This is a genomic window from Streptomyces sp. CB02400, from assembly GCF_001905725.1.
GTDB lineage: Bacteria > Actinomycetota > Actinomycetes > Streptomycetales > Streptomycetaceae > Streptomyces > Streptomyces atrovirens.
The window spans coordinates 559,228-580,213 of record NZ_LIWB01000002.1 but is presented as its reverse complement, the minus strand read 5'-3'; the positions used below and the strand labels follow the sequence as shown (position 1 = coordinate 580,213).

21 protein-coding genes are annotated in these 20,986 nt (G+C 72.3%); 4 read left to right on the top strand and 17 right to left on the bottom strand.

Annotation, left to right across the window (positions count from 1 at the left end; all coding sequences use genetic code 11):
• Positions 1-1,311: a GH1 family beta-glucosidase gene (locus AMK33_RS07680; protein ID WP_073932088.1), complete on the top strand. Its 1,311-nt coding sequence runs from the start codon at positions 1-3 to the stop codon at positions 1,309-1,311.
• Here AMK33_RS07680 and era read toward each other — a convergent pair whose 3' ends face one another.
• The 5 genes from era to AMK33_RS43705 form a co-directional block, all read right to left on the bottom strand.
• Positions 1,312-2,265 carry a GTPase Era gene (era, locus tag AMK33_RS07675; RefSeq protein WP_073931961.1) on the bottom strand — a complete coding sequence of 318 codons (954 nt, stop codon included), beginning with the start codon at positions 2,263-2,265 and terminating at the stop codon, positions 1,312-1,314. It lies immediately after the preceding gene.
• A gap of 101 nt (positions 2,266-2,366) precedes the next feature.
• Positions 2,367-2,846, bottom strand: coding sequence for a hypothetical protein (locus AMK33_RS07670; RefSeq protein ID WP_073931960.1), 480 nt, complete (start codon positions 2,844-2,846; stop codon positions 2,367-2,369).
• 184 nt (positions 2,847-3,030) lie between these two features.
• Complete coding sequence (locus AMK33_RS07665; RefSeq protein WP_073931959.1) at positions 3,031-3,384, bottom strand: cytidine deaminase; 354 nt, start codon at positions 3,382-3,384, stop codon at positions 3,031-3,033.
• Positions 3,377-4,081 carry a DUF5753 domain-containing protein gene (locus AMK33_RS43710; RefSeq protein ID WP_235618015.1) on the bottom strand — a complete coding sequence of 235 codons (705 nt, stop codon included), beginning with the start codon at positions 4,079-4,081 and terminating at the stop codon, positions 3,377-3,379. The genes AMK33_RS07665 and AMK33_RS43710 overlap by 8 nt, the downstream gene beginning before the upstream one ends.
• Positions 4,051-4,377: a helix-turn-helix domain-containing protein gene (locus AMK33_RS43705; RefSeq protein WP_235618003.1), complete on the bottom strand. Its 327-nt coding sequence runs from the start codon at positions 4,375-4,377 to the stop codon at positions 4,051-4,053. The genes AMK33_RS43710 and AMK33_RS43705 overlap by 31 nt, the downstream gene beginning before the upstream one ends.
• 31 nt (positions 4,378-4,408) lie before the next feature.
• Between AMK33_RS43705 and AMK33_RS42390 the strand changes: the two genes are divergently transcribed.
• On the top strand, positions 4,409-4,561 hold the full coding sequence (locus AMK33_RS42390; protein WP_158075113.1) for a hypothetical protein: 153 nt from the start codon (positions 4,409-4,411) through the stop codon (positions 4,559-4,561).
• Positions 4,562-4,763: 202 nt separating this feature from the next.
• Here the strand turns inward: AMK33_RS42390 and AMK33_RS07655 are convergent, their stop codons facing one another.
• The 7 genes from AMK33_RS07655 to AMK33_RS07625 all read right to left on the bottom strand — a co-directional run bounded on the left by AMK33_RS07655 (position 4,764) and on the right by AMK33_RS07625 (position 12,055).
• On the bottom strand, positions 4,764-5,123 hold the full coding sequence (locus AMK33_RS07655) for an MmcQ/YjbR family DNA-binding protein (RefSeq protein ID WP_073931958.1): 360 nt from the start codon (positions 5,121-5,123) through the stop codon (positions 4,764-4,766).
• Positions 5,120-6,439, bottom strand: coding sequence for a hemolysin family protein (locus AMK33_RS07650; RefSeq protein WP_073931957.1), 1,320 nt, complete (start codon positions 6,437-6,439; stop codon positions 5,120-5,122). The genes AMK33_RS07655 and AMK33_RS07650 overlap by 4 nt, the downstream gene beginning before the upstream one ends.
• Entirely contained in the window at positions 6,436-6,933 is a 498-nt protein-coding gene (gene ybeY / locus AMK33_RS07645; protein WP_073931956.1) for an rRNA maturation RNase YbeY, read from the bottom strand. The genes AMK33_RS07650 and ybeY overlap by 4 nt, the downstream gene beginning before the upstream one ends.
• A 12-nt stretch (positions 6,934-6,945) precedes the next feature.
• Positions 6,946-8,016: a PhoH family protein gene (locus AMK33_RS07640; protein ID WP_073931955.1), complete on the bottom strand. Its 1,071-nt coding sequence runs from the start codon at positions 8,014-8,016 to the stop codon at positions 6,946-6,948.
• 555 nt (positions 8,017-8,571) lie between these two features.
• Positions 8,572-9,693, bottom strand: a complete 1,122-nt coding sequence (locus tag AMK33_RS07635; protein ID WP_073931954.1) for a carbohydrate kinase family protein — start codon at positions 9,691-9,693, stop codon at positions 8,572-8,574.
• Between the two features lie 95 nt (positions 9,694-9,788).
• On the bottom strand, positions 9,789-11,096 hold the full coding sequence (locus AMK33_RS07630; RefSeq protein WP_073931953.1) for a glucarate dehydratase family protein: 1,308 nt from the start codon (positions 11,094-11,096) through the stop codon (positions 9,789-9,791).
• On the bottom strand, positions 11,093-12,055 hold the full coding sequence (locus AMK33_RS07625; protein ID WP_383460985.1) for a 5-dehydro-4-deoxyglucarate dehydratase: 963 nt from the start codon (positions 12,053-12,055) through the stop codon (positions 11,093-11,095). Before AMK33_RS07625 ends, AMK33_RS07630 begins: the two co-directional genes overlap by 4 nt.
• 121 nt (positions 12,056-12,176) lie before the next feature.
• Here AMK33_RS07625 and AMK33_RS07620 point away from each other — a divergent pair, with 121 nt between their 5' ends.
• Both AMK33_RS07620 and AMK33_RS07615 read left to right on the top strand, forming a co-directional pair.
• Complete coding sequence (locus AMK33_RS07620) at positions 12,177-12,959, top strand: IclR family transcriptional regulator (protein ID WP_073932087.1); 783 nt, start codon at positions 12,177-12,179, stop codon at positions 12,957-12,959.
• 185 nt (positions 12,960-13,144) lie between these two features.
• Entirely contained in the window at positions 13,145-14,479 is a 1,335-nt protein-coding gene (locus AMK33_RS07615; protein WP_073931951.1) for an MFS transporter, read from the top strand.
• A gap of 139 nt (positions 14,480-14,618) precedes the next feature.
• On the opposite strand, the gene AMK33_RS07610 is transcribed toward AMK33_RS07615, so the two are convergent.
• From AMK33_RS07610 to AMK33_RS07590, 5 genes are all read right to left on the bottom strand, one after another.
• A complete protein-coding gene (locus AMK33_RS07610; protein WP_073931950.1) occupies positions 14,619-15,611 on the bottom strand; it encodes an adenosine deaminase in 993 nt (330 codons plus the stop codon).
• Positions 15,612-15,631: 20 nt separating this feature from the next.
• Complete coding sequence (locus AMK33_RS07605; RefSeq protein ID WP_073931949.1) at positions 15,632-16,537, bottom strand: ribonuclease Z; 906 nt, start codon at positions 16,535-16,537, stop codon at positions 15,632-15,634.
• Between the two features lie 6 nt (positions 16,538-16,543).
• Positions 16,544-16,897: a histidine triad nucleotide-binding protein gene (locus AMK33_RS07600; RefSeq protein ID WP_073931948.1), complete on the bottom strand. Its 354-nt coding sequence runs from the start codon at positions 16,895-16,897 to the stop codon at positions 16,544-16,546.
• A 280-nt stretch (positions 16,898-17,177) separates the two neighbouring features.
• Positions 17,178-20,384, bottom strand: coding sequence for a S41 family peptidase (locus AMK33_RS07595; RefSeq protein WP_073931947.1), 3,207 nt, complete (start codon positions 20,382-20,384; stop codon positions 17,178-17,180).
• A gap of 45 nt (positions 20,385-20,429) precedes the next feature.
• The gene (locus AMK33_RS07590) at positions 20,430-20,960 is read right to left on the bottom strand and encodes a hypothetical protein (protein WP_073931946.1); all 531 of its coding nucleotides are present in this window, start codon (positions 20,958-20,960) and stop codon (positions 20,430-20,432) included.
• Positions 20,961-20,986: the final 26 nt, after the last annotated feature.

Below are 20,986 nucleotides of genomic sequence, written 5' to 3'. Positions count from 1 at the left end.
ATGGCGACGACGAACCCGATCCCCCGTTTCCCGGCCGGTTTCCTGTGGGGCGTGTCGACCTCGGCGCACCAGATCGAGGGAGCGGTGGAGGCGCGCGAGCCGTCCGTGTGGGACGTGTTCTCGGCCGAACCGGGGCGGGTGCGGGACGGCTCGACGGCGGCGGTGGCCTGCGACCACGTCCACCGCCATCGCGAGGACGTGGCGCTGCTGGCCGGCCTGGGCGTGGACGCGTACCGCTTCTCGGTCTCCTGGCCGAGGGTGCGGGCGCGGGGTGGCCTGGACTTCTACGACCGGCTGGTCGACGAGCTGTGCGCGGCGGGCGTACGGCCGGTGCCGACGCTGTTCCACTGGGACCTGCCGGCCGAGCTGGACTGGCTGGAGCGCGGTACGGCACAGCGGTTCGCGGAGTACGTGGCGGAGGTCGCCGGGCGGATCGGCGACCGGGTGACGAAGTGGATCACCCTCAACGAGCCCGCCGAGCACACCCTGCTGGGGCACGCGCTGGGCGTGCACGCCCCCGGCCGGAAGCTGCTGTTCGACGCGCTTCCGGTGGCCCACCACCAGCTCCTCGCGCACGGGCTCGCGGTACGGGCGCTACGGGCGGCCGGGGCGGACGACATCGGCATCGCGAACTCCCACGGCCCGACCTGGCCCGCCTCCGAGGACGAGGCGGACATGGCGGCGGCCGACTTCTACGACCTCCTGCTGAACCGCCTCTTCGCCGACCCGCTGCTGCTCGGCCGCTACCCGGAGGGCATCGGCGAGCTGATGCCGGGCGACGTCGAGGCGGACCTGAAGGTCATCGCGGAGCCGCTGGACTGGTACGGGATCAACTACTACGCGCCGACGAGCGTGGGCGCCCCGCAGGGCACGGAGATCGACTTCGGCGGGGTCCGGATGCCGGCCGAGCTCCCCTTCTCGGTGAGGGAGATCAAGGGTCACCCGGTGACGGACTTCGGCTGGCCGGTGGTCCCGGAGGCCCTGACGGAACTCCTCACCACCTTCCGCGCCCGGTACGGCGACCGCCTCCCGCCGGTGGTCATCACCGAGAACGGCTGCGCGTACGACGGCCTGGACGACCGGGACCGCGTCACCTACCTCGACGGCCACATCCGCGCGCTGCACCGGGCGGTGGAGGCGGGCGTGGACGTACGCGGCTACTTCGTGTGGTCCCTGATGGACAACTTCGAGTGGGCGGAGGGCTACGCCCGCCGCTTCGGCCTGGTCCACGTCGACTTCGACACACTGGAACGGACCCCGAAGGCGTCGTACGCCTGGTTCAGGGAACTGCTGCGCGAGCAGCGCCGGTGATCAGAAGCCCAGGCGCCGCAACTGCTTCGGGTCCCGCTGCCAGTCCTTGGCGACCTTCACGTGCAGGTCCAGGAACACCGGGGTGCCGAGGAGTGCCTCGATCTGTTTGCGGGACTTGATGCCGACGTCCTTCAGGCGCTTGCCCTTGGGGCCGATGACGATGCCCTTCTGGCTGGGGCGCTCGATGAAGAGGTTGGCGTGGATGTCGAGGAGGGGCTTGTCGGCGGGGCGGTCCTCGCGCGGGAGCATCTCCTCGACGACCACGGCGATGGAGTGCGGGAGCTCGTCGCGGACGCCCTCCAGGGCCGCCTCGCGGATCAGCTCCGCGACCATGACCTGCTCGGGTTCGTCGGTGAGGTCGCCCTCGGGGTAGAGGGCGGGGCCCTCCGGCATCAGGGGGATCAGGAGGTCGGCCAGCAGGTCGACCTGCTTGTTCGCGGTCGCCGAGACCGGGATGATCTCGGCCCAGGTGATGCCCAGCTCCCGGCCGAGCTGGTCGACGGCGATCAGCTGCTCGGCCAGCGCCTTGCCGTCCACCAGGTCGGTCTTGGTGACGATCGCGATCTTCGGGGTCTTCTTGATCCCGGCCAGTTCCTTGGCGATGAAGCGGTCGCCGGGGCCGATCTTCTGGTCGGCGGGGATGCAGAAACCGATCGCGTCGACCTCGGCCCAGGTGGTGCGGACCACGTCGTTCAGCCGCTCGCCGAGCAGGGTGCGCGGCTTGTGCAGTCCGGGGGTGTCCACCAGGATGAGCTGCGCGTCCTCGCGGTGCACGATCCCGCGCACGGTGTGCCGGGTGGTCTGCGGCCGGTTCGAGGTGATCGCCACCTTCTGCCCGACCAGAGCGTTCGTGAGGGTGGACTTGCCCGCGTTGGGGCGGCCCACGAAGCAGGCGAAGCCGGCCCGGTGGACAGCTTCGGCGGGCTGCTCGGATGACTGGGTACGAACACTCATGGCGCCCATTGTCCCTGATCCGGGAGACCTCGCCGTACCACCGTCCGGGACGGGGGCCGGACCGGGCCCCCGTGAGGGCCCGGTCCGCCCGCCCGGCGGGATCAGTCGAAGACGAACGGGCCCGGTGCCTGTGGCGCGGTCGCCGTGCAGGTGATGGTGATGAAGCCGAACGCCGTCACCTTCAGCGTGCCGCCGAACGCCTCCAGGCTGTCGCCGGAGGCCACGGTCCCGGTGAGCGGGCCGACCTCGAGCGCGTCGCCGGTCGCCATGGCCGGGTTCTCGGTGCCGCTGAAGGTGACCGTGCCACCGCCGGCCTTCACCAGGGTGAGCCTCGAGACCAGTGAGTCCTGGCCGATCGCGAGGGGCGCGGTCACCGCGGAGGTGGTGATGGTGACGGTGGCGGACGTGCCGCTCTGGGTCGCCGTGAGGGTGGCGTCGCCGCCGCCCCAGCTTCCGCAGTCGGCGTTGACGGTCGCCGACCCGGGGGCGACGGCGGCGGCGGTGGGGGCGAAGGCCAGGCCGCAGACGGCGAGAGCGCCTGCCGCCAGGGACACACCTGTTCCGAATCGCTTGCCTCTCATGGGTTTCCGGTCCCTTTCCGTGTGGGGGGAACTGCTCGGCAGCGTGGGTCCGGACCCGCCGCGATCATGTCGGCTGACGTGCCGTCAGTACCGGCGGGTTCCATTGATGCGCGAGAGGCGGCGTGCGACAAGGTGGGATTCCGGCCTACTTACCGCCGGTAACGGGTGGGTGCGCCGCGTGGTATCAGCCCGCGGTGACCGTCTCCCGGACCGCGCCGTCCGTACCGGCCACCAGGACCGGGGTCGAGGGGCCGCCGAGGTCCCGTACGGCCGCGCGGTCCTCGGGCGACGCCGACTCCGCCTCCGTCACCACGGCCGCCGCCTCCAGCGACTTCGCGCCGGACGCCACGGCCATCGCCACCGCCGTCTGCAGGGCGCTGAGCTTCAGGGAGTCCAGGGCCACGGTCCCGGCGACATACGTCCGGCCGGTCTCGTCGCGTACGGCGGCCCCCTCGGGCACACCGTTGCGGGCCCGGGCGGAACGGGCCAGGGTGACGATCTTGCGGTCCTCGGGATTGAGGTCGGTGCTTTCAGTCATGGGGTGAGCATAAGGAAGGGGGGTGGAGGCCACCTGGTGGCGGGGGCGGACCCCTCACGACTCCGTACGGCGAGCGGACGGCGCTTCGGCGAGGGAGCGGAGGAAGGAGTCCCATACGGCAGGGGTGACGGCGACGATGTCGCCGCATCGGCATTTCGAGCCACGGACGCGGACCTCGACGCCCGTACAGGCCCTCCAGTTCGTCGCCTCCCTCCGCGATGCGCTCCGCGAGACGTCGCAGCACCACGTCGACCCCGTCCTTCAGCGACAGGTCCTCCAGCTCCCAGAAACGCTCCAGGTACTGCCGGGCCTCCTCCGCGGAGGTCGAGGCGGTGGTCAGCCCCCGGGAGTCCTCGATGAACAGAGCGTCCTCCATCCCCTCGGCCTGGAACTCGAACAGCGTGAACGGTCCCTGGACACCGGGATGCGCGCCGATGCTGAACGGCAGGATCCGAATCGCGACGTGCGGACGCGCGGACAGCTCGGCCAGGCGCTCCAGCTGAGCCCGCATCACCCCGCGGCCCCCGGTCACGCGGCGCACCACCGACTCGTCCAGGACGAAGGAGAACTCTCGCTCCTCCCCCTCCAGCACCTCCTGACGCGCGAGGCGCGATTCGACGATGCGGTCGACGCTCCCCTCGGGCATGTCCTTGCCGTACGTGCCGATCACGGCCCGCATGTACTCCTCGGTCTGCAGCAGACTCGGCAGGAGCAGCGACCCGAACTGGCGGTGGGCGGACGCCGCCGACTGCCCCGGGCCATGTCCAGCAGCTCTTCGAGTTTGCGCCGGTCCGTGATCCCGTAGGCCGTGGCGAGCGGGCGCGGGTCGTTGACCGAGATGCCGACCTCTCCCGCCTCGATCCGGATGAGCTCGGACGGACTCCACTCCATCCGGCCGGCGACCTCACCTTGCGTCAGGCCGGCGGCCATGCGGGCCTTGCGAAGTTCAGTGCGCAGCCGCAGGCGCAGCAATGCCGCACTCTTCACGGGCATGTTTGCAGCACCCCCCAGGAGCCGATCACCGATGCCGGACCGTCAGGAGGAGCAGGAAGGAGAGCGCCGCCTCGAGCGGGTCAAGCGCACGTGGGGGAAGCGGGTGGCCCTGGCCCTCCCGCTGATCAACCTCCTCATCGCGATCCACAAGATCGTCGACGAGTGGGTCCTCCCGTTCGTGTGACAGCAGTCAGCCCCGACCTGAGCGGCCGGGGCCGAGAGCGGCGGACGCCCTAGGAAGACGCTTCCGCTCCGAGTTTCCCTGGCAGGCGGCCCGGAGCGGTGGCGTCGTAGCGCACCGTGAGTACCTTCTGCCGCCGCGCCCCGGCATTGGCGAGGGGCCGGTCGGGCCAATTCGGTGTGCGCCGGGAGCACTTCCGCGTACGTCACGCCCGGTCGAGTCTCAGCCGCTCCGCCCTCGGCAGTCCCGCCACGACCAGGTCGTAGGAGTCCTCGACCAGCTCCCGGACCAGACTGTCCGAAAGCGTCCCGCCGACCGTCACCGTGTTCCAGTGGCGCTTGTTCATGTGCCAGCCCGGGACGATCAGGTCCGGGTGCTCGGCGCGGAGCCGGATCGCGTCGTCCGGGTCGCACTTGAGGTTGACCTTGAGGGGCCGCGCCTCCAGGTCCGTCAGGGCGAAGAGCTTGCCCCGGACCTTGAAGACGGAGGTCTCCGGGTTGAAGGGGAACTCCTCCACCGCCGCGTTGAAGGACAGGCACAGGGCGCGCAGCTGCTGCGGGGTCACTCCGGCTTCTCCTCCCCGTCGGCGGGCGGGTCCGCCGGATCCGCCGGGGCCACCGGCTCCACCAGCACCGTCACGATCTTGTTCCGGCGTCCGGCCGCCGCCTCGGCCGTGAGCCGCAGCTCGCGGGCGTCGGGGAGGGCGACCAGGGACGAGGCGCCCGCGATCGGCACCCGGCCGAGGTGCTTGGCGAGCAGCCCGCCGACGGTCTCCACGTCCTCGTCGTCGAACTCCTCCAGGCCGTACAGCTCGCCCAGGTCGCCGATGTCGAGACGGGCGGTGACCCGGTAGCGGTCCTCGCCCAGCTCCTCCACGGGCGGCAGTTCACGGTCGTACTCGTCGGTGATCTCGCCGACGATCTCCTCGAGGATGTCCTCGATGGTGACGATGCCGGCGGTGCCGCCGTACTCGTCGACGGCGACGGCGACGTGGTTGCGTTCCTTCTGCATCTCGCGCAGCAGGTCGCCGGCGTTCTTGGTGTCGGGCACGAAGAACGCGGGCCGCATCGCCGTGGACACCAGTTCGCTCTCGGCGTCCCGGCTGATGTGCGTCTTGCGGGCCAGGTCCTTGAGGTAGACGATCCCGACGATGTCGTCCTCGCTCTCGCCGGTCACCGGGATGCGGGAGAAACCGGAGCGCAGGGCGAGGGTGAGGGCCTGGCGGATGGTCTTGTACCGCTCGATCACCACGAGGTCGGTGCGCGGCACCATCACCTCGCGCACGAGCGTGTCGCCCAGTTCGAAGACCGAGTGCACCATGCGGCGCTCCTCGTCCTCGATCAGCGACTCCGCCTCCGCGAGGTCCACCATCGCGCGCAGCTCCGCCTCGGAGGCGAACGGTCCGCGACGGAAGCCCTTGCCGGGGGTGAGCGCGTTGCCGATGAGGATCAGCAGGTTCGGTACCGGTCCCATGACCCGCGCGAGCGGCACCAGGACGTACGCGGCGGCCGTGGCGGTGTTCAGCGGGTGCTGGCGGCCGATGGTGCGCGGGGAGACCCCGACGGCGACGTACGACACCAGGACCATGATCGCGATGGCGATCAGCAGTGCCTCGGCGGTCCCGTCGAACTCGCGCAGGCAGCCGTAGGTGATCAGGGAGGCGGCGGCCATCTCGCAGGCGACGCGGACCAGCAGCGCCACGTTGAGGTAGCGGGTGGGGTCGCCGGCGATCTGCGCGAGTTTGGCGCCGCCCCGGCGGCCGGAGCGTACGGCCTCCTCGGCGCGGAAGCTGGAGACGCGCGCGATGCCGGCCTCCGCGGAGGCGGCCAGCCACGCGACGACGACCAGGGCGATCGCGCCGAGGACGAGTGTCGGACTCATGACACGGTCGGGGCCGGGGACGGGCCGGTGAGGCCCTTCTCCGCGCGCCAGCCGTCCACGATGGCGGCCTGCAGGCCGAACATCTCGGCCTTCTCGTCCGGTTCCTCGTGGTCGTAGCCCAGCAGGTGCAGCACACCGTGGACGGTGAGCAGTTGGAGCTCCTCGTCCATGGTGTGCCGCGTCTCCGCTTCCTGCCCCTGCCTGGTGGCGACCTCGGGGCAGAGCACGATGTCGCCGAGCAGCCCCTGCGGAGGCTCGTCGTCGTCCTTGGACGGGGGCCGCAGCTCGTCCATCGGGAACGACATGACGTCCGTCGGGCCGGGCAGGTCCATCCACTGGATGTGCAGCTGCTCCATGGCGCCGGCGTCCACGACGATCACCGAGAGTTCGGAGAGCGGGTGGATACGCATCCGCGCGAGCGCGTAGCGGGCGATGTCGAGGATCGCCTGCTCGTCGACCTCGGTTCCGGACTCGTTGTTGACGTCGATCGACATCTGGTGCTCGGTCTACTTCCCCTTGTGCCCGGACTTGCCCCGGCCGCCCTTGTGGGTGCCGTTCTCGGTGCCGTGCTGGCTGTCGTACTGCTCGTACGCGTCGACGATACGGCCCACCAGCTTGTGCCGGACGACATCGTGGGACGACAGCCGGGAGAAGTGGACGTCGTCCAGGCCTTCCAGGATGTCCTGCACCTGCCGCAGACCGGACTTGGTGCCGTTCGGCAGGTCGACCTGCGTCACGTCACCCGTGATCACTATCTTCGAGTCGAACCCGAGGCGGGTGAGGAACATCTTCATCTGCTCGGGGCTGGTGTTCTGGGCCTCGTCGAGAATGATGAACGCGTCGTTGAGCGTGCGTCCGCGCATGTACGCGAGCGGCGCGACCTCGATCGTGCCCGCCGCCATCAGCCGGGGGATCGAGTCGGGGTCGAGCATGTCGTGCAGCGCGTCGTAGAGCGGGCGCAGGTACGGGTCGATCTTCTCGTAGAGCGTGCCCGGGAGGAATCCGAGCCGCTCGCCGGCCTCGACCGCGGGGCGGGTCAGGATGATGCGGTTGACCTGCTTGGACTGCAGGGCCTGCACCGCCTTGGCCATGGCGAGGTACGTCTTGCCGGTGCCGGCCGGGCCGATGCCGAAGACGATGGTGTGCTTGTCGATCGCGTCGACGTAGCGCTTCTGGTTGAGCGTCTTGGGGCGGATCGTGCGGCCGCGCGAGGACAGGATGTTCTGCGTGAGCACCTGGGCCGGGGTCTCCTGGCCGTCGCTCTCCCCGTTGTCGCTCGCCTTGAGCATGGCGATCGAGCGTTCCACTGCGTCCTCCGTCATCGGCTGCCCGGTGCGGAGCACCAGCATCATCTCGTCGAACACGCGCGAAATGAGGGCGACCTCGTTCGCGTCGCCGACCGCGCTGATCTCATTGCCCCGGACATGGATGTCGGCCCCCGGGAAGGCCTTCTCGATCACGCGCAGGAGGGCGTCTCCGGACCCCAGCACGGTCACCATGGGGTGCTGGGCGGGGACGGTGAACTGCACTCTCGCCTGCCCCTGCGCGGGGGTGTGAGCTGTGGGTGTCTGAGTCATGGGCCGGCTCTGAAGGCCTGCGGATCCTCCTAGTCACGGCCGCCTGGCTGAGGGCGACCTCGCGATTCCCAGGGTACGACGGAGGGGTGACAACCCTGTAGGCCTTTTAACGGACCGAGCCGGTTCGGTGACCCGGGCCCGTGGCCCGCGCCCCAGCCGACCGAGCCGGGACCGTGCCCTGGACCCACAGCCCGCCTCCCAGCCGACCGAGCCGGGACAACGCCTCGGGCCCATGGCCACTTCCCAGCCGACCGAGCCGGGAGGGCACCCCGGGCCCATGGCCCACTTCCCAGCCGACCGAGCCGGAACCGTGCCCCAGGCCCACAGCCCGCCTCCCAACCCACCGAGCCGGGACGGCACCCCGGGCCCATGGCCCACTTCCCAGCCGACCGAGCCGGGTGGTGGGCGGGCACAGGCCGGGGGTCCAGGGGGCGGGAGCCCCCTGGCGGGGGCGTGGGGGCGGAGCCCCCGGAGCGGGTCGTGGGGGCGGAGCCCCGACAACGGGGGTGCGGGGGCGGACCCCCGGCGGCAAAAGCGTGGGGGCGGGCCCCCGTTTCAGGCCGACCGGCGGAAGCCGATCGTCGGCACCGCCCGCCGCAGCGGCCACGGCCGCACCAGTTCCCCCGAAATCAGCCCCGCCAGGAACTCGTACCGCCCCAGAGCCGAGGGGTCCTGCCCCTCGACCGACCGCACCCGCCGCCACCACGCCCCGATCTCCGTCCACCCCGGCGCCGACAGCGACCCCCCGAACTCCTGGACGGACAGCGCCGCCGTGAGCCCCGCGAAGGCGAGCCGGTCGGCCAGCGGCCACCCCGCCAGCGACCCCGTGACGAACCCGGCGACGAACACGTCCCCCGCCCCGGTCGGATCGAGCGCCTCCACCTCGATCGCCGGCACCGACGCCGTCTCCCCCGTACGCCGGTCCACCGCGTACGCGCCCTCCGCGCCGAGGGTGACGACCGCGACCGGCACTTGCTCGGTGAGGGCGTGCGCCGCCGCGCGGGGGCAGTCCGTGCCGGTGTACCGCATCGCCTCCTCCGCGTTCGGCAGGAACGCCTCGCAGTGCCGCAGGTCGGGCAGCGCGGCCAGGTCCCACGCCCCGGTGTCGTCCCAGCCGACGTCACCGAAGACGCGCGCCCCCTTGCGCGCGGCCTGCGCGATCCACGGCGCGCTGCGGCCCGGCGTGAGGGAGGCGACGGCGGCACGCGCACGGGGCGGGCAGTCGGGGGCCGGCTCCTCGGGGGGAGGTTCGTGGCCGTGGGAGACCATCGTGCGCTCACCGTCGTACGCCATGGAGACGGTGACCGGCGAGTGCCAGCCGGGGACCGTGCGCGAGAGCGAGAGGTCGATGCCCTCGCCCTGCTCCAGCGCGTCCCAGCAGTACTCGCCGTAGTGGTCGTCGCCGAAGGCCGCCGCGAGGGAGGTGCGCAGGCCCAGGCGGGCCAGGGCGGTGGCCATGTTGGCGACGCCGCCGGGGCTCGACCCCATCCCGCGTGCCCAGGACTCGGTCCCGCGCACCGGGGCGGAGCCGAGCCCGGTGAAGACGATGTCGAGGAAGACGGTGCCGGTGAGGTAGACGTCCCAGGGCGGGTCGTCCGGTGCGCGCAGGGCGGCGAGGGGATCGACCTGGGACGAGCAGTGCGATCCCTCGATGCGTGCCTTCCGGGTGGACGCCATCACGGTGCGCTCCCTGACGTGGTGCGGTTCCAGCCAGTGTGCACCACGCCACCGACAGCGTGATGGCCGTCACTCCATGTTCACCCCTGGAAGGATCACCAGCGCGGCACGGCCGGTGTGACCCACTCCGGGTCGGCGACGCGCATGGCGGCCGCGTCGTCGCGGTCCCGCAGGGAGCCGTCGTCGTCGAGCCACCGCTGGTGGAGCACTTCCAGCCGGTCGCGGTCGAGCTCGACGCCGAGGCCGGGCGCGTCGGAGACCTTCACGGTGCCGTTCTCGAAGGTGAGGCGTTCGGTGAGGACGTCCTCCGACTGCCAGGGGTAGTGGGAGTCGCAGGCGTGGTGCAGGTTGGGCACGGTGGCCGCCACGTGGGTCATCGCGGCGAGGCTGATGCCCAGGTGGGTGTTGGAGTGCATGGAGACGCCGACGCCGAAGGTGCGGCAGATGGCGGCGAGCTGCTGGGTGTTGCGCAGTCCGCCCCAGTAGTGGTGGTCGGAGAGGACGACCTGGACGGCGTCCCGGGTGAACGCCTCCTTGATCTCGGCGAACGTCGTCACGCACATGTTGGTGGCGAGCGGCACGCCGGTACGGGCGGCGACCTCGGCCATGGCGGAGGTGCCGAGCGCGGGGTCCTCCAGGTATTCGAGGACGTCCCCGAGTTCCTCGGCCACCTTCAGCGAGGTCTCCACGGACCAGGCGCCGTTGGGGTCGAGGCGCAGGGGGTGTCCGGGGAACGCGGCGGCGAGGGCGCGTACGGCCGCGATCTCCTCGTCGGGCGGGAAGACGCCGCCCTTGAGCTTGAAGGAGGTGAAGCCGTACCGCTCCGTGAAGGTCCGGGCCTGTTCGACGACGCCGGCCGGGTCGACGGCGGCACCCCAGTCGTCCTTCTCCGCCGGCACGCCCTCGGGGTGGTCGGCCCACTTGTAGAAGAGGTACGCGCTGTACTCGACGGCGTCGCGGACCTTGCCCCCGAGCAGGGCGTGCACGGGCAGGCCGAGGCTCTTGCCGAGGGCGTCGAGGCAGGCGACCTCGAAGGCGGAGAGCACGGACAGGCGCAGCTTGTCGGCGGTCTGCACGCCGCGCAGTCCGCCGACGTCGACCTGCCCGGAGACCTGGGAGGCGTCGACGGCCACCTCGTCGGCCTCGGTGAACAGCCGGTTCAGGTCACCCACCTGGCGGCCGACGAGCCGGTCCGCGAGGGGCCGCGCCAGGTCCAGGTACTTGGTGTCGCCGTAGGTCTCGCCGAGGCCGGTGGTGCCGTCGGCGGTGACCACCTCGACGATCAGGCGGGGGGTGTACGGCTGGTGGACGCCCTGCGTGTTGAGCAGGGGCGGGTCGGCGACGAGGATCGGTGTGAGGCGGACCTCGGTGACGGTCAGGTCGCGGGAGGTCGGCGTGGTCACAGGGCGGCTCCTACGAGGTCGAGTCCGGCGGTGAGCAGGGTGCGCAGGTCGGCGAGGTCGCCGGGCGTGGGGTCGGTGAGGGGGGCGCGCACGGGGCCCACGGGACGTCCGCGCAGCCGGGCCGCCGCCTTCACCAGCGACACCGCGTATCCGGGGACGCGGTCGCGCAGTTCGACGAACGGCACGTAGAAGTCGCGCAGCAGCTTGTCGACGGTGCCGTGGTCGCCGTCGCGCAGCGCGGTGAAGCAGGCGTTCGCGATCTCGGGGGCGAAGGCGTGGACGGCGGAGGAGTAGGCGGGGACGCCGACGGTGGCGTAGGCGCGGGCCTGGATCTCGGCGGTGGCGGCGCCGTTGAAGAAGAGGAAGCCCTCGGGGGCGGCGAGGGTGAGGCGCTGGAGCCGGTCGAGGTCGCTGTGGCCGTCCTTGAGGCCGATGACGTTCGGCAGGGCGGCGATCCGCCTGAGCGAGTCGGCGGTGTAGGCGACCTGGCCGCGCTGGTAGGTGATCAGCGGCAGCCGGGTGCGGGCGGCGACGGCTTCGAGCTGGGCGACGAGGCCGTCCTGCGGGGCGGCGACGAGGTAGTGCGGCAGGACGAGGAGGGCGTCGGCGCCGGCCTCCTCGGCGATGCGGGCGAAGCGGGTGGCCTGCGCCCAGCCGTAGCCGACGCCGGCGACGACCGGCGCCCGGCCCGCGCTCTCCTCGACGGTGATGGTGACGACCTGCCGGTACTCGTCCTCGTCCAGGGAGAAGAACTCGCCGGTGCCGCAGGCGGGGAAGACGGCGCCGGGGGCGGTGGCGATCCGTTCGGCGACGTAGGCGCGGAAGCCGTCCGGGTCGAGGGAGCCGTCCTCGTGGAAGGCGGTGAGCGGGAAGGACAGCACCCCGTTCGCCATCCCGTCCTTCAGGCGTCGCGCCACGGCGGCCGTACCGCTCTGGTCCGTATCGGGACTCACCCTCACTCATCTCCCCATGTAGACGTTATCCATGTATGAAAATGAAGGTTAAGTAGGCGAACGACAACCGTCAATGGCCCGGCACGGACCTCCTCCCGCCGGACTGCGACCGGACTACGATCGGCGCATGTCGGAGACAGGGGGCGTGCGCGAGGTCAAGTCCGCCGCGCGCACGATGGAGGTACTGGAACTGCTCGCCGCGCGCGGCGACCGTCCGGCACGCCTCCAGGAGCTGGCGGACGCGCTGAAGGTGCCGCGCAGCTCGATGTACGCGCTGCTGCAGACCCTGATCGCGCGCGGCTGGGTCCGCACCGACGTCACCGGCTCGCTGTACGGCATCGGCATCCGCGCCCTGCTCACCGGCACCAGCTACCTCGACTCGGACCCGCGCGTGCGGGCCGTACGCCCGTATCTGGACGAGGCGTCCGACGCGCTGGGCGAGACGATCCACATGGGGCGGCTGGACGGCCACGACGTGGCGTATCTGGCGACCCGCGAGTCGCACGAGTACCTGAGGACGATCAGCAGGGTGGGGCGGCGGCTGCCCGCGCACGTGGGCGCGCTCGGCAAGGCGCTGCTGGCGGAGCGGCCGGACGAGGAGCTGCCCGAGGGGCCGTACGAGGCGGCCACACCGAACACGCACACCTCGCGGGAGTCGCTGGCCGCCGATCTGGCCGGGGTGCGGGAGCGCGGTTACTCCGTGGACCGCGAGGAGGGCGTGCCCGGGATCGTCGGCTTCGGCTTCGCCCTGCGGTACGCCTCCCCCGCGCAGGACGCCATCAGCTGCTCGGTGCCCGTGGCCCGGCTGACGCCGGAGCGGGAGGAGCGGATCGTCGCCGTGATGCGGGAGATCCGGACGAAGGTGGAGACGACGATTCCCGCAGGTGGCGGGGCCATTCACTGGCGATAGCGGACGCTGCTACCCGGCTTCGCCGAACCCCAAACGCAAGAGTGGTTTAGATCACACCTCGCGCGCTCCCGTTGCCCTCCCCCCGCTTGATACAAATTGCCCGCGCGCTCCTGTCAGTCGACGGTCGTCGCCCCCTCCTCCCCACGGTCCCCGCACCGTCCCTTCCGCACGCCCTGGGAACGCCCGTGTTCGCCCCCCGCACCGCCCCCTGGCCCCTCGTCGCCCTTTTCACGGCCGGGTACCTCGCCCCGTATCTGCTGCCGACCACCGTCGGCCGGCTGGAACGCGGGCTCGAACTCTCCGCCACCCAGGCGGGAGCCCTCGGCAGCGCGCTGCTGCTGAGCTCGGCAACCGCCGGGTTCCTGCTGGCGTCGCGCGTGGAGCGGGTCGGGGCGCGGACCCTGGCCCGGCTGGGCCTGCTGCTGGCCGCCGTCGGCTACGGCGGGGCCGCCCTCACCACCGCCGTACCGGCCGTCGTCGCCGGCGCGGTGATCGGCGGGTTCGGCTCGGGTACGGCCACGACGGTCGCCGCCACCCGGATCGCCGCGGAACGCGACCCGCACCGGGCGTCCGCCCTCGGGCTGCTCAGCGTCTCCGCGCTCGCGGGGATGGTGTACCTGACGGTGCCGCGGCTGCCGGGACACGGACTCACCCTGGCCGCCATCGCCCTGACCGCGCTGGCCGTGTGGCCGCTGACGTCCCGGCTGCCGGCCGGCACGCCCGGTCCGCGCCGCACCGGGCCCGACGACACCGCCGCCGCCCGGCTGCCGCACCGGCGTTCGGGCGTGGTCCTCGCCGGCACCATGCTGCTGTGGTCGCTCGCGCAGAACGCGCTGTGGGGCGTGAGCGGACGCATCGGGGTCGGCCAGGCGCACCTGTCCGAGCCGACCGTGGGTGTCGTCTTCGCGGTGGCGCTGGGCGCCGGGCTGCTGGGCGTCCTGGGCGCGGGCGCGCTGGGGTCGCGGCTGGGGCGGGCGCTGCCCATCGGCGGCGGCACGGTCCTCATCGCCGGCTGCATCGCGCTCAGCGCCTCCGCGACCGGTCTGGGCAGCTTCGCCACCGGTGAGATCGCCTGGAACGCGATCTACCCGGTGGTGCTGTCGTACCTGATCGGGCTGGCGGCCTCGCTGGATCCGCGCGGGCGGTGGGCGGTGCTGGTCGGTTCGGCGTCGTCGCTGGGGACCGCCGCGGGGCCGCTGACCGGCAGCGTGCTGTCCGCGCAGGCCGGGTTCCCGGTGATGGGTGCGGTGCTCGGGGCCGGTCTGCTGCTGGTCGCGCTGCCGATGACCGCGGTCGCGCTGCACACGGGGGGACGTCCGCTGCTGCCGGGTGCGGTCCGCCGCCGTGGTGGTCACCCGGCGGCGGTGGTCGCGGCGGCGCCGGGCACCCCGACGGGCACGGTCCCCGAGGTCGGCGCCCCGGAACAGCCGGTCGTCGAAATCCCCCTCGACGGCACCCCGGCCCCGGCCCAGCGCACCTACGACACGGCAGCGGCAACCCGGGCGCCCGGCACCCGCTGACTTCGACCGGCCGGGGGTGGGTTCCACTCGCCGGCGCTTACCGGGCGCCGCTGCGCCCACCCGTGCCGCCCCAGCGGCACGACTGCCCGCAGCTTGAGGGGCACCGCCCCCAGCGGCACGACTGCCCGCAGTGACGCGGTCAGGCGAAGTCGTATGCCTCTACCTCGGCGAGGTACCGGGCCCGTAGGTCCTCGTCGTCCTCCAGGAAGGAGGCCAGGAAGGAGTTGCGGGCCAGCTCGCGCAGGCGTTCCGGGCCGAGGCCCAGGGTCTCGCGCACCGCGTCGAAGTTGTCCCCGGCGTAGCCACCGAAGTACGCCGGGTCGTCGGAGTTGACCGTGCACATCAGACCGGCGTCGAGCATCGCGTGCAGCGGGTGGTCGGCGAGGGTGTCCACGGTGCGCAGCCGGACGTTGGACAGCGGACACAGCGTCAGCGGCACGCGTTCCCGCACCAGCCGCTCCACCAGCACCGGATCCTCCACACACCGCAACCCGTGGTCGACCCGTTCCACGCCAAGAACGTCCAGTGCCTCGGTGATGTACTCCGGCGGCCCCTCCTCCCCCGCGTGAGCGACCCGCCGCAGCCCCAGCGCGGCAGCGGCCTCGTACACCTCCCGGAACTTCACCGGCGGATGCCCGACCTCCGCCGAGTCCAGCCCGACCCCGGTGATCCGGTCCAGGTACGGCTTCGCGGCGTCCAGCGTCGCCAGCGCCGACTCGGCGGACTCGTCCCGCAGGAAACACATGATCAGCCGGGTCGAGACACCGTGCGTCTCCTCGCTCCGGCCCAGCGCCCGCCACAGCCCCTCGACCACCGTGCCCATGCCGACCCCCCGCGCCATGTGCGCCTGCGGGTCGAAGAAGATCTCCGCGTGCCGCACACCCTGCGCGGCGGCGCGGGCGAGGTAGGCGTCGGCGAGGTCCTCGAAGTCCCGCTCGGTGCGCAGGACGGCCATGAGCTCGTAGTACAGGTTCAGGAAGGACTGCAGGTCCTCGAAGCGGTACGCCTCACGGAGCGCGTCGGTGTCGGCGTAGGGCAGCTCGACACCGTTGCGCGCGGCAAGGGCGAAGGCCAGCTCGGGCTCAAGGGTGCCTTCGATATGAAGGTGCAGTTCGGCTTTCGGTACGGGCATCGAAATATCGTACGGCGTTTTCACCGACGCTTCGGAAGCGCCACCCGCTCCAGATCGCGCGCCACGGTCAGCTCGCCCTCGTACCCGGCCGCCCGCGCCTGCCGCCCGAACTCCTCCGGGTCGGTGTAGCGCTGACTGAAGTGGGTGAGGACGAGGTGCCGTACGCCCGCCTCGCGCGCCACCCGGGCGGCCTGCCCTGCGGTCAGATGGCCGAAGTCGACGGCGAGCTCCTCGTCCTCGTCGAGGAACGTCGACTCGATGACCAGCATGTCGCAGCCCTCGGCGAGCGCGTACACCCCGTCGCACAGCCGGGTGTCCATGACGAACGCGAACCGCTGCCCGCGCCGCACCTCGCTGACCTCCTCCAGCGGAACCCCGTCGAGCACGCCCTCGCGCTGGATGCGGCCGACGTCCGGGCCCTTGATGCCGTGCGCGGCCAGCCGCTCGGGCAGCATGCGCCGGCCGTCGGGTTCGACCAGGCGGTAGCCGTACGCCTCGACGGGATGGGACAGCTTCCGCGCCTCCAGCGTGTAACCGGGGGTGCGGTCGAGGGGGCCGTCCCTGTCGACCGGGGCCTCGGTGAGGGCGACGGTCTCGCGGTAGGCGGTGGCGTAGCGCAGCCGGTCGAAGAAGCGCTGCCCGGAACGCGGGTAGTGGGCGGTGATCTCGTGCGGCACCTTGTCGAGGTTGACGCGCTGGATCACCCCGGCGAGACCGAGGGAGTGGTCGCCGTGGAAGTGGGTGACGCAGATCCGGTTCAGGTCGTGGGCGGCGACCCCGGCGCGCAGCATCTGTCGCTGGGTGCCCTCGCCGGGGTCGAACAGGATGCCCTCGCCGTCCCAGCGCAGCAGGTAGCCGTTGTGGTTGCGGTGCCGGGTGGGGACCTGGCTGGCGGTGCCGAGCACCACCAGTTCGCGTACGGACAAGGCGGCTTATCCGGGGGGCCACTCGAGACCGCGACCGCCCAGGACGTGGGCGTGCGCGTGCCAGACGGTCTGGCCGGCGCCGCTGCCGGTGTTGAAGACGATGCGGTAGCTCTCCAGCTTTTCCTCGTCGGCGACGGCCTGCGTCTCCCGCAGCACGTCCGCGGCGAGCTCGGGCGCGGCGGCGGCGAGGGCGGCGGCGTCCCGGTGATGCGCCTTCGGAATCACCAGCACATGGGTGGGCGCCTGGGGGTTTATGTCACGGAACGCGACGGTGGTCTCGGTCTCCCGCACGATCGTCGCCGGAATGCTCCCGTCAACGATCTTGCAGAACAGACAGTCGTCCTGAGGCTCCCCAGCCATACACCCTCCTCAAGCCAGCTGATCAAGTACGAAGCATCGTACCCGCGCCCACTCCCGCGGACAGTCGTGCCGCAGGACGGGGGCCGGTCCCGCTCACCGGCGCTCACCGGGCGCCGTCGCGCCCACCCGTGCCGCTGGGGGCACCTCCCAGGCCCTCAAGGCACTGGGGGAGGCACGACTGCCCGCGGGAACTCCGTAGCTGCGGGCAGTCGTGCCGCTGGGGCGGCACGGGTGGGCGCAGCGGCGCCCCGTAAGCGCCGGGCCGCGCGCACACCCCCGCTCACGACAGCGCCGGCGGCACCTTCGCCGGCGTCGACTCCAGCGTCTCCAACGCCAGCCTCACCGCCGCGTCCAACTGCACGTCCCGCCCCGCCGCATGATCCTGCGGCCGCTGCACGACCTCCACGTCCGGATCGACCCCGTGGTTCTCCACGTCCCACCCGTACCCCTCCAGCCAGAAGGCGTACTTCGGCTGGGTGACAAGCGTCCCGTCCACCAGCCGGTACCGGCTGTCGATGCCGATCACGCCTCCCCACGTACGGGTACCGACCACAGGCCCGATCCCCAGCGCACGGATCGCCGCATTGACGATGTCCCCGTCGGACCCGGAGAACTCGTTGGCGACAGCCACCACCGGCCCCCGGGGCGCATCCCTCGGATAGCTCTCCGCCCGCATCCCCCGGGGCAGATCCCATCCCACGACCCGCCGGGCCAGCTTCTCCACCACGAGCTGCGACGTGTGCCCGCCCCGGTTCTCCCGCACATCCACGACGAGCCCCTCCCGCAGCACCTCCACCCGCAGGTCGCGATGGATCTGCGCCCACCCGGGCGCCTGCATGTCGGGAACATGGACGTACCCCAGCCGCCCGCCGGACTTCTCCAGCACGTACGCCCGCCGGTCCGCGACCCACGCGTGGTACCGCAGCGGCTCCTCGTCGGCGAGCGGCACCACCACCGCGTGCCGCGGCTCGCCGCCCCCCGCGGGCGACACCGTCAGTTCCACCGGCTTCCCCGCCGTCCCCACCAGCAGCGGCGCCGGCCCGGTCACCGGATCGACCGGCTGCCCGGCGACGGCGACGATCGCGTCCCCCACCCGTACGGCGACCCCCGGCGCGGCGAGCGGCGACCGGGCGTCCGGGTCGGACGTCTCCGTGGGCAGGATCCGGTCGACCCGCCAACTGCCGTCCTCGTGACGGGAGATGTCCGCCCCGAGCAGCCCCTGCCGCGCCCCGTCGCCGTAGCCGCCGCGCGGGATGACGTAGGCGTGCGAGGTGCCGAGTTCGCCGTGCACCTCCCACAGCAGGTCCACCAGGTCGTCGTGGGTGGCGAGCCGGTCGAGCACGGGCCGGTACCGGTCCAGGACCCCGTCCCAGTCCACACCGTTCATGTCGGGACGCCAGAAGTTGTCCCGCATGATGCGGCCGTTCTCGTCGAACATCTGCCGCCACTCGACGGCCGGGTCGACGAACTGGCGTACGCGGTCCAGGTCGACGGTGATGTTGGTGTCGCTGTCGTCGTCGCCGGAGGCGCGCCGGTCGCTGGGTACGACCTTCAGCCGCCTGTCCGTCCACAGCAGCACCCGCTTGCCGTCGCCGCTGACCTCGAAGTGGTCGGCGTCCACGGCCAGGTGCTCGATGCGCTGCTGAGCGAGGTCGTAGCGTTCCAGGTCGGTCTTGGGGTCCGGGTCGTCGGGCGTGGCGCGGGACGCGCCGAGCACGCCGCGCACCGGGTGCCGCAGCCACAGCACGCCGTCCTTGGCGGCGCGCAGGTTGGTGTAGCGGGCGGCCTCCACCGGGAACGGCACGATGCGGTCGGCGAGGCCGTCGAGGTCGATGCGGGTGGTGGGGGTGCCCTCGCTGTCGGGTGTCTCGTCCCGGTCCGGTGTCTCGAAGGGCCTGCCGTGCCGCTGCGGGCCGAACGGCGACGGGGTGGTCGCCGCGAGGGTGATCAGGTACGGCCGTACGCCCTCGACGAAGGCCAGGTCGAAGACGTGTTCGTCGTAGACCGGGTCGAAGGAGCGGGTCGACAGGAACGCGAGGTGCTTGCCGTCGAGGGTGAAGGCGGGCGCGTAGTCCTGGAAGCGCAGCGGGGTCGCCTCGGTGACCGACAGGTCGGTGGTGTTGGCGAGCTTGAGCTGGCTGAGCGGGCGCGGTCCCGGGTGGGACCAGGCGAGCCAGGAGGAGTCGGGCGAGAAGACCAGCCCGGAGACGTCACCGTCCTCGCTGCGGTCGACCTCGCGGACCTCGCCGGTCTCCCGCTCGACGAGGAGGACCCGGCCGTCGTGGGAGGCGACGGCGGCGCGGCTGCCGTCGGGGGCCATGGCGAGCCCCACGACGCGGCCCAGTCGCCCGGCGGCGATCCGGCGCGGGGTGGCGCCCGGGGCGAGTCCGGTGGCGGGGGCGAACTCCAGGGCGTCGTCGCCCTCGGCGTCGGTCACCCACACCACCCACTCCTCACCGTCCGCACGGAAGGTGCGGGGCCGCCGGGCCCGTACGCCCGGGGTCGCGGCGAGCGCGCGGGCGGGGCCGGCGCGGTGGGTGACCCAGTGGACGGTGCCGCGCACGCAGACGGCGCTGCCGCGCGCGGTGTGGTCGGGGGCCGCGGCGCCGAACCAGCGGGCGGCGTTCACCGGGAACGGCTGGAGGTCGACGCGCTGTCCGCCGAGCCGGATGTCGAGGCGGCGCGGCCCGTCCCCGTCTAGGCCGTCCAGCAGCCACAGTTCACCGGCGCTGGAGTAGACGACGCGGGTGCCGTCGCCGGCGGCGTGCCGGGCGTAGAAGCCGTCGAGGGGGGTGTGCCTGCGGAGGTCCGACCCGTCGGCGAGGGAGGAGTACAGGGCGCCGGTGCCCTCGTGGTCGGAGAGGAACGCGATCCTGTCCCCCACCCACAGCGGGCACTCGATGTTCCCGTCGAGGTCCTCGTGCAGCCGTACGAACTCGCCGTCGCCCTCACGGTCGATCCACAGCTTGCCCGCCGTACCGCCCCGGTAGCGCTTCCACCAGGCGGCCTCGCGGCTCATCGGCGCGGACAGCAGCACGGTGTGCGGGCCCTGGGCGACGTCGCCGACGGGGCCGTAGGGCAGGGTGGTGGCGGGGCCGCCGTCCAGGGGGACGGCGCGGGCCCAGGTGCGGCGGAAACTGGCCTGGCCCTGGGAGCTGGTCACCAGGACCCGGCCGTCCGCCGTCCAGCCGCGCGTCCGGGTGGTGGTGCTGCCCCAGTGGGTGAGGCGTCTGGCGGGGCCGCCGTCGACGGGCGCGATGTGCACCTCGGGGGCGCCGTCGCGGGTGGAGGTCCAGGCGACGGTGGTGCCGTCGGGCGAGATACGGGGCTGGGTCACGGGCACGTTGTCGGCGCTGACCCGCCAGGCCCGGCCGCCGTCGAGCGGGGCGAGCCACACGTCGTCCTCTGCGGTGAAGGCGACCAACTCGCCGTGCAGATGCGGGAACCGGAGATAAGCGGCGGATGCGACCGATGCGGGCTGTGTCACCCGATCACCCTATGCACGGGGGAGCTGCCTGGACAGAGGTTTGGATCACTTGCCCTCGACGGGGCGACAGGAGGGGTACTGCTCGCACCACACGGTCGTCGTGACGGTCACGGTGACGGTGGGGTCGGGGCCGGGGTTCTGTCCGCGCCGAGTGGGTTCGCCCACGCGCGGGGGGCTGGTGGAGTCGCAGTCGCCCAGGCCGTCGACCCGGAACAGCTGCTTCCCGTCGACCTTCGCGATGAGGTTGCCGCGTACGCAGGCGCCGTTGACGGCGTGGGTGACCTTGCCGGTGACGGTGATCTCCTTGCCGTCCTGGGTCTCGCCCTTGCAGTCGACGGAGGCGACGGTGTCCCGGCCCTTCTCGTCCCCGAAGGAGCCGGTGCAGCTGAGCCAGCGCACGTCGGCCTTCTGCCGGTTGAGTTCCTCGGTCACGGTCTCGTCGGTCGTGAACGCGACGGCCGCGGAGCCGAGTCCGCCGCCCTCGCACGCGGTGACCCCGGCTACGGCGGCCACGGCGAAGCCGACGGCGAGCACCTGTCGTCGCCACCGGCGTGGAACCCTTTTCATCGCCCCCATGAACGGCAGCCTGCCACCGTCGCGGG

Coding starts and splice junctions, on each gene's coding strand:
- era (WP_073931961.1), bottom strand. CDS start 2,265: ATGAGTGTTCGTACCCAGTCATCCGAGCAGCCCGCCGAAGCTGTCCAC.
- AMK33_RS07600 (WP_073931948.1), bottom strand. CDS start 16,897: ATGGCTGGGGAGCCTCAGGACGACTGTCTGTTCTGCAAGATCGTTGAC.
- AMK33_RS07620 (WP_073932087.1), top strand. CDS start 12,177: ATGTCGGAGACAGGGGGCGTGCGCGAGGTCAAGTCCGCCGCGCGCACG.
- AMK33_RS07680 (WP_073932088.1), top strand. CDS start 1: ATGGCGACGACGAACCCGATCCCCCGTTTCCCGGCCGGTTTCCTGTGG.
- AMK33_RS43705 (WP_235618003.1), bottom strand. CDS start 4,377: ATGCCCGTGAAGAGTGCGGCATTGCTGCGCCTGCGGCTGCGCACTGAA.
- AMK33_RS07665 (WP_073931959.1), bottom strand. CDS start 3,384: ATGACTGAAAGCACCGACCTCAATCCCGAGGACCGCAAGATCGTCACC.
- AMK33_RS07610 (WP_073931950.1), bottom strand. CDS start 15,611: ATGCCCGTACCGAAAGCCGAACTGCACCTTCATATCGAAGGCACCCTT.
- AMK33_RS07590 (WP_073931946.1), bottom strand. CDS start 20,960: ATGGGGGCGATGAAAAGGGTTCCACGCCGGTGGCGACGACAGGTGCTC.
- AMK33_RS07640 (WP_073931955.1), bottom strand. CDS start 8,016: ATGACTCAGACACCCACAGCTCACACCCCCGCGCAGGGGCAGGCGAGA.
- ybeY (WP_073931956.1), bottom strand. CDS start 6,933: ATGTCGATCGACGTCAACAACGAGTCCGGAACCGAGGTCGACGAGCAG.
- AMK33_RS42390 (WP_158075113.1), top strand. CDS start 4,409: ATGCCGGACCGTCAGGAGGAGCAGGAAGGAGAGCGCCGCCTCGAGCGG.
- AMK33_RS07670 (WP_073931960.1), bottom strand. CDS start 2,846: ATGAGAGGCAAGCGATTCGGAACAGGTGTGTCCCTGGCGGCAGGCGCT.
- AMK33_RS07635 (WP_073931954.1), bottom strand. CDS start 9,693: ATGGCGTCCACCCGGAAGGCACGCATCGAGGGATCGCACTGCTCGTCC.
- AMK33_RS07650 (WP_073931957.1), bottom strand. CDS start 6,439: ATGAGTCCGACACTCGTCCTCGGCGCGATCGCCCTGGTCGTCGTCGCG.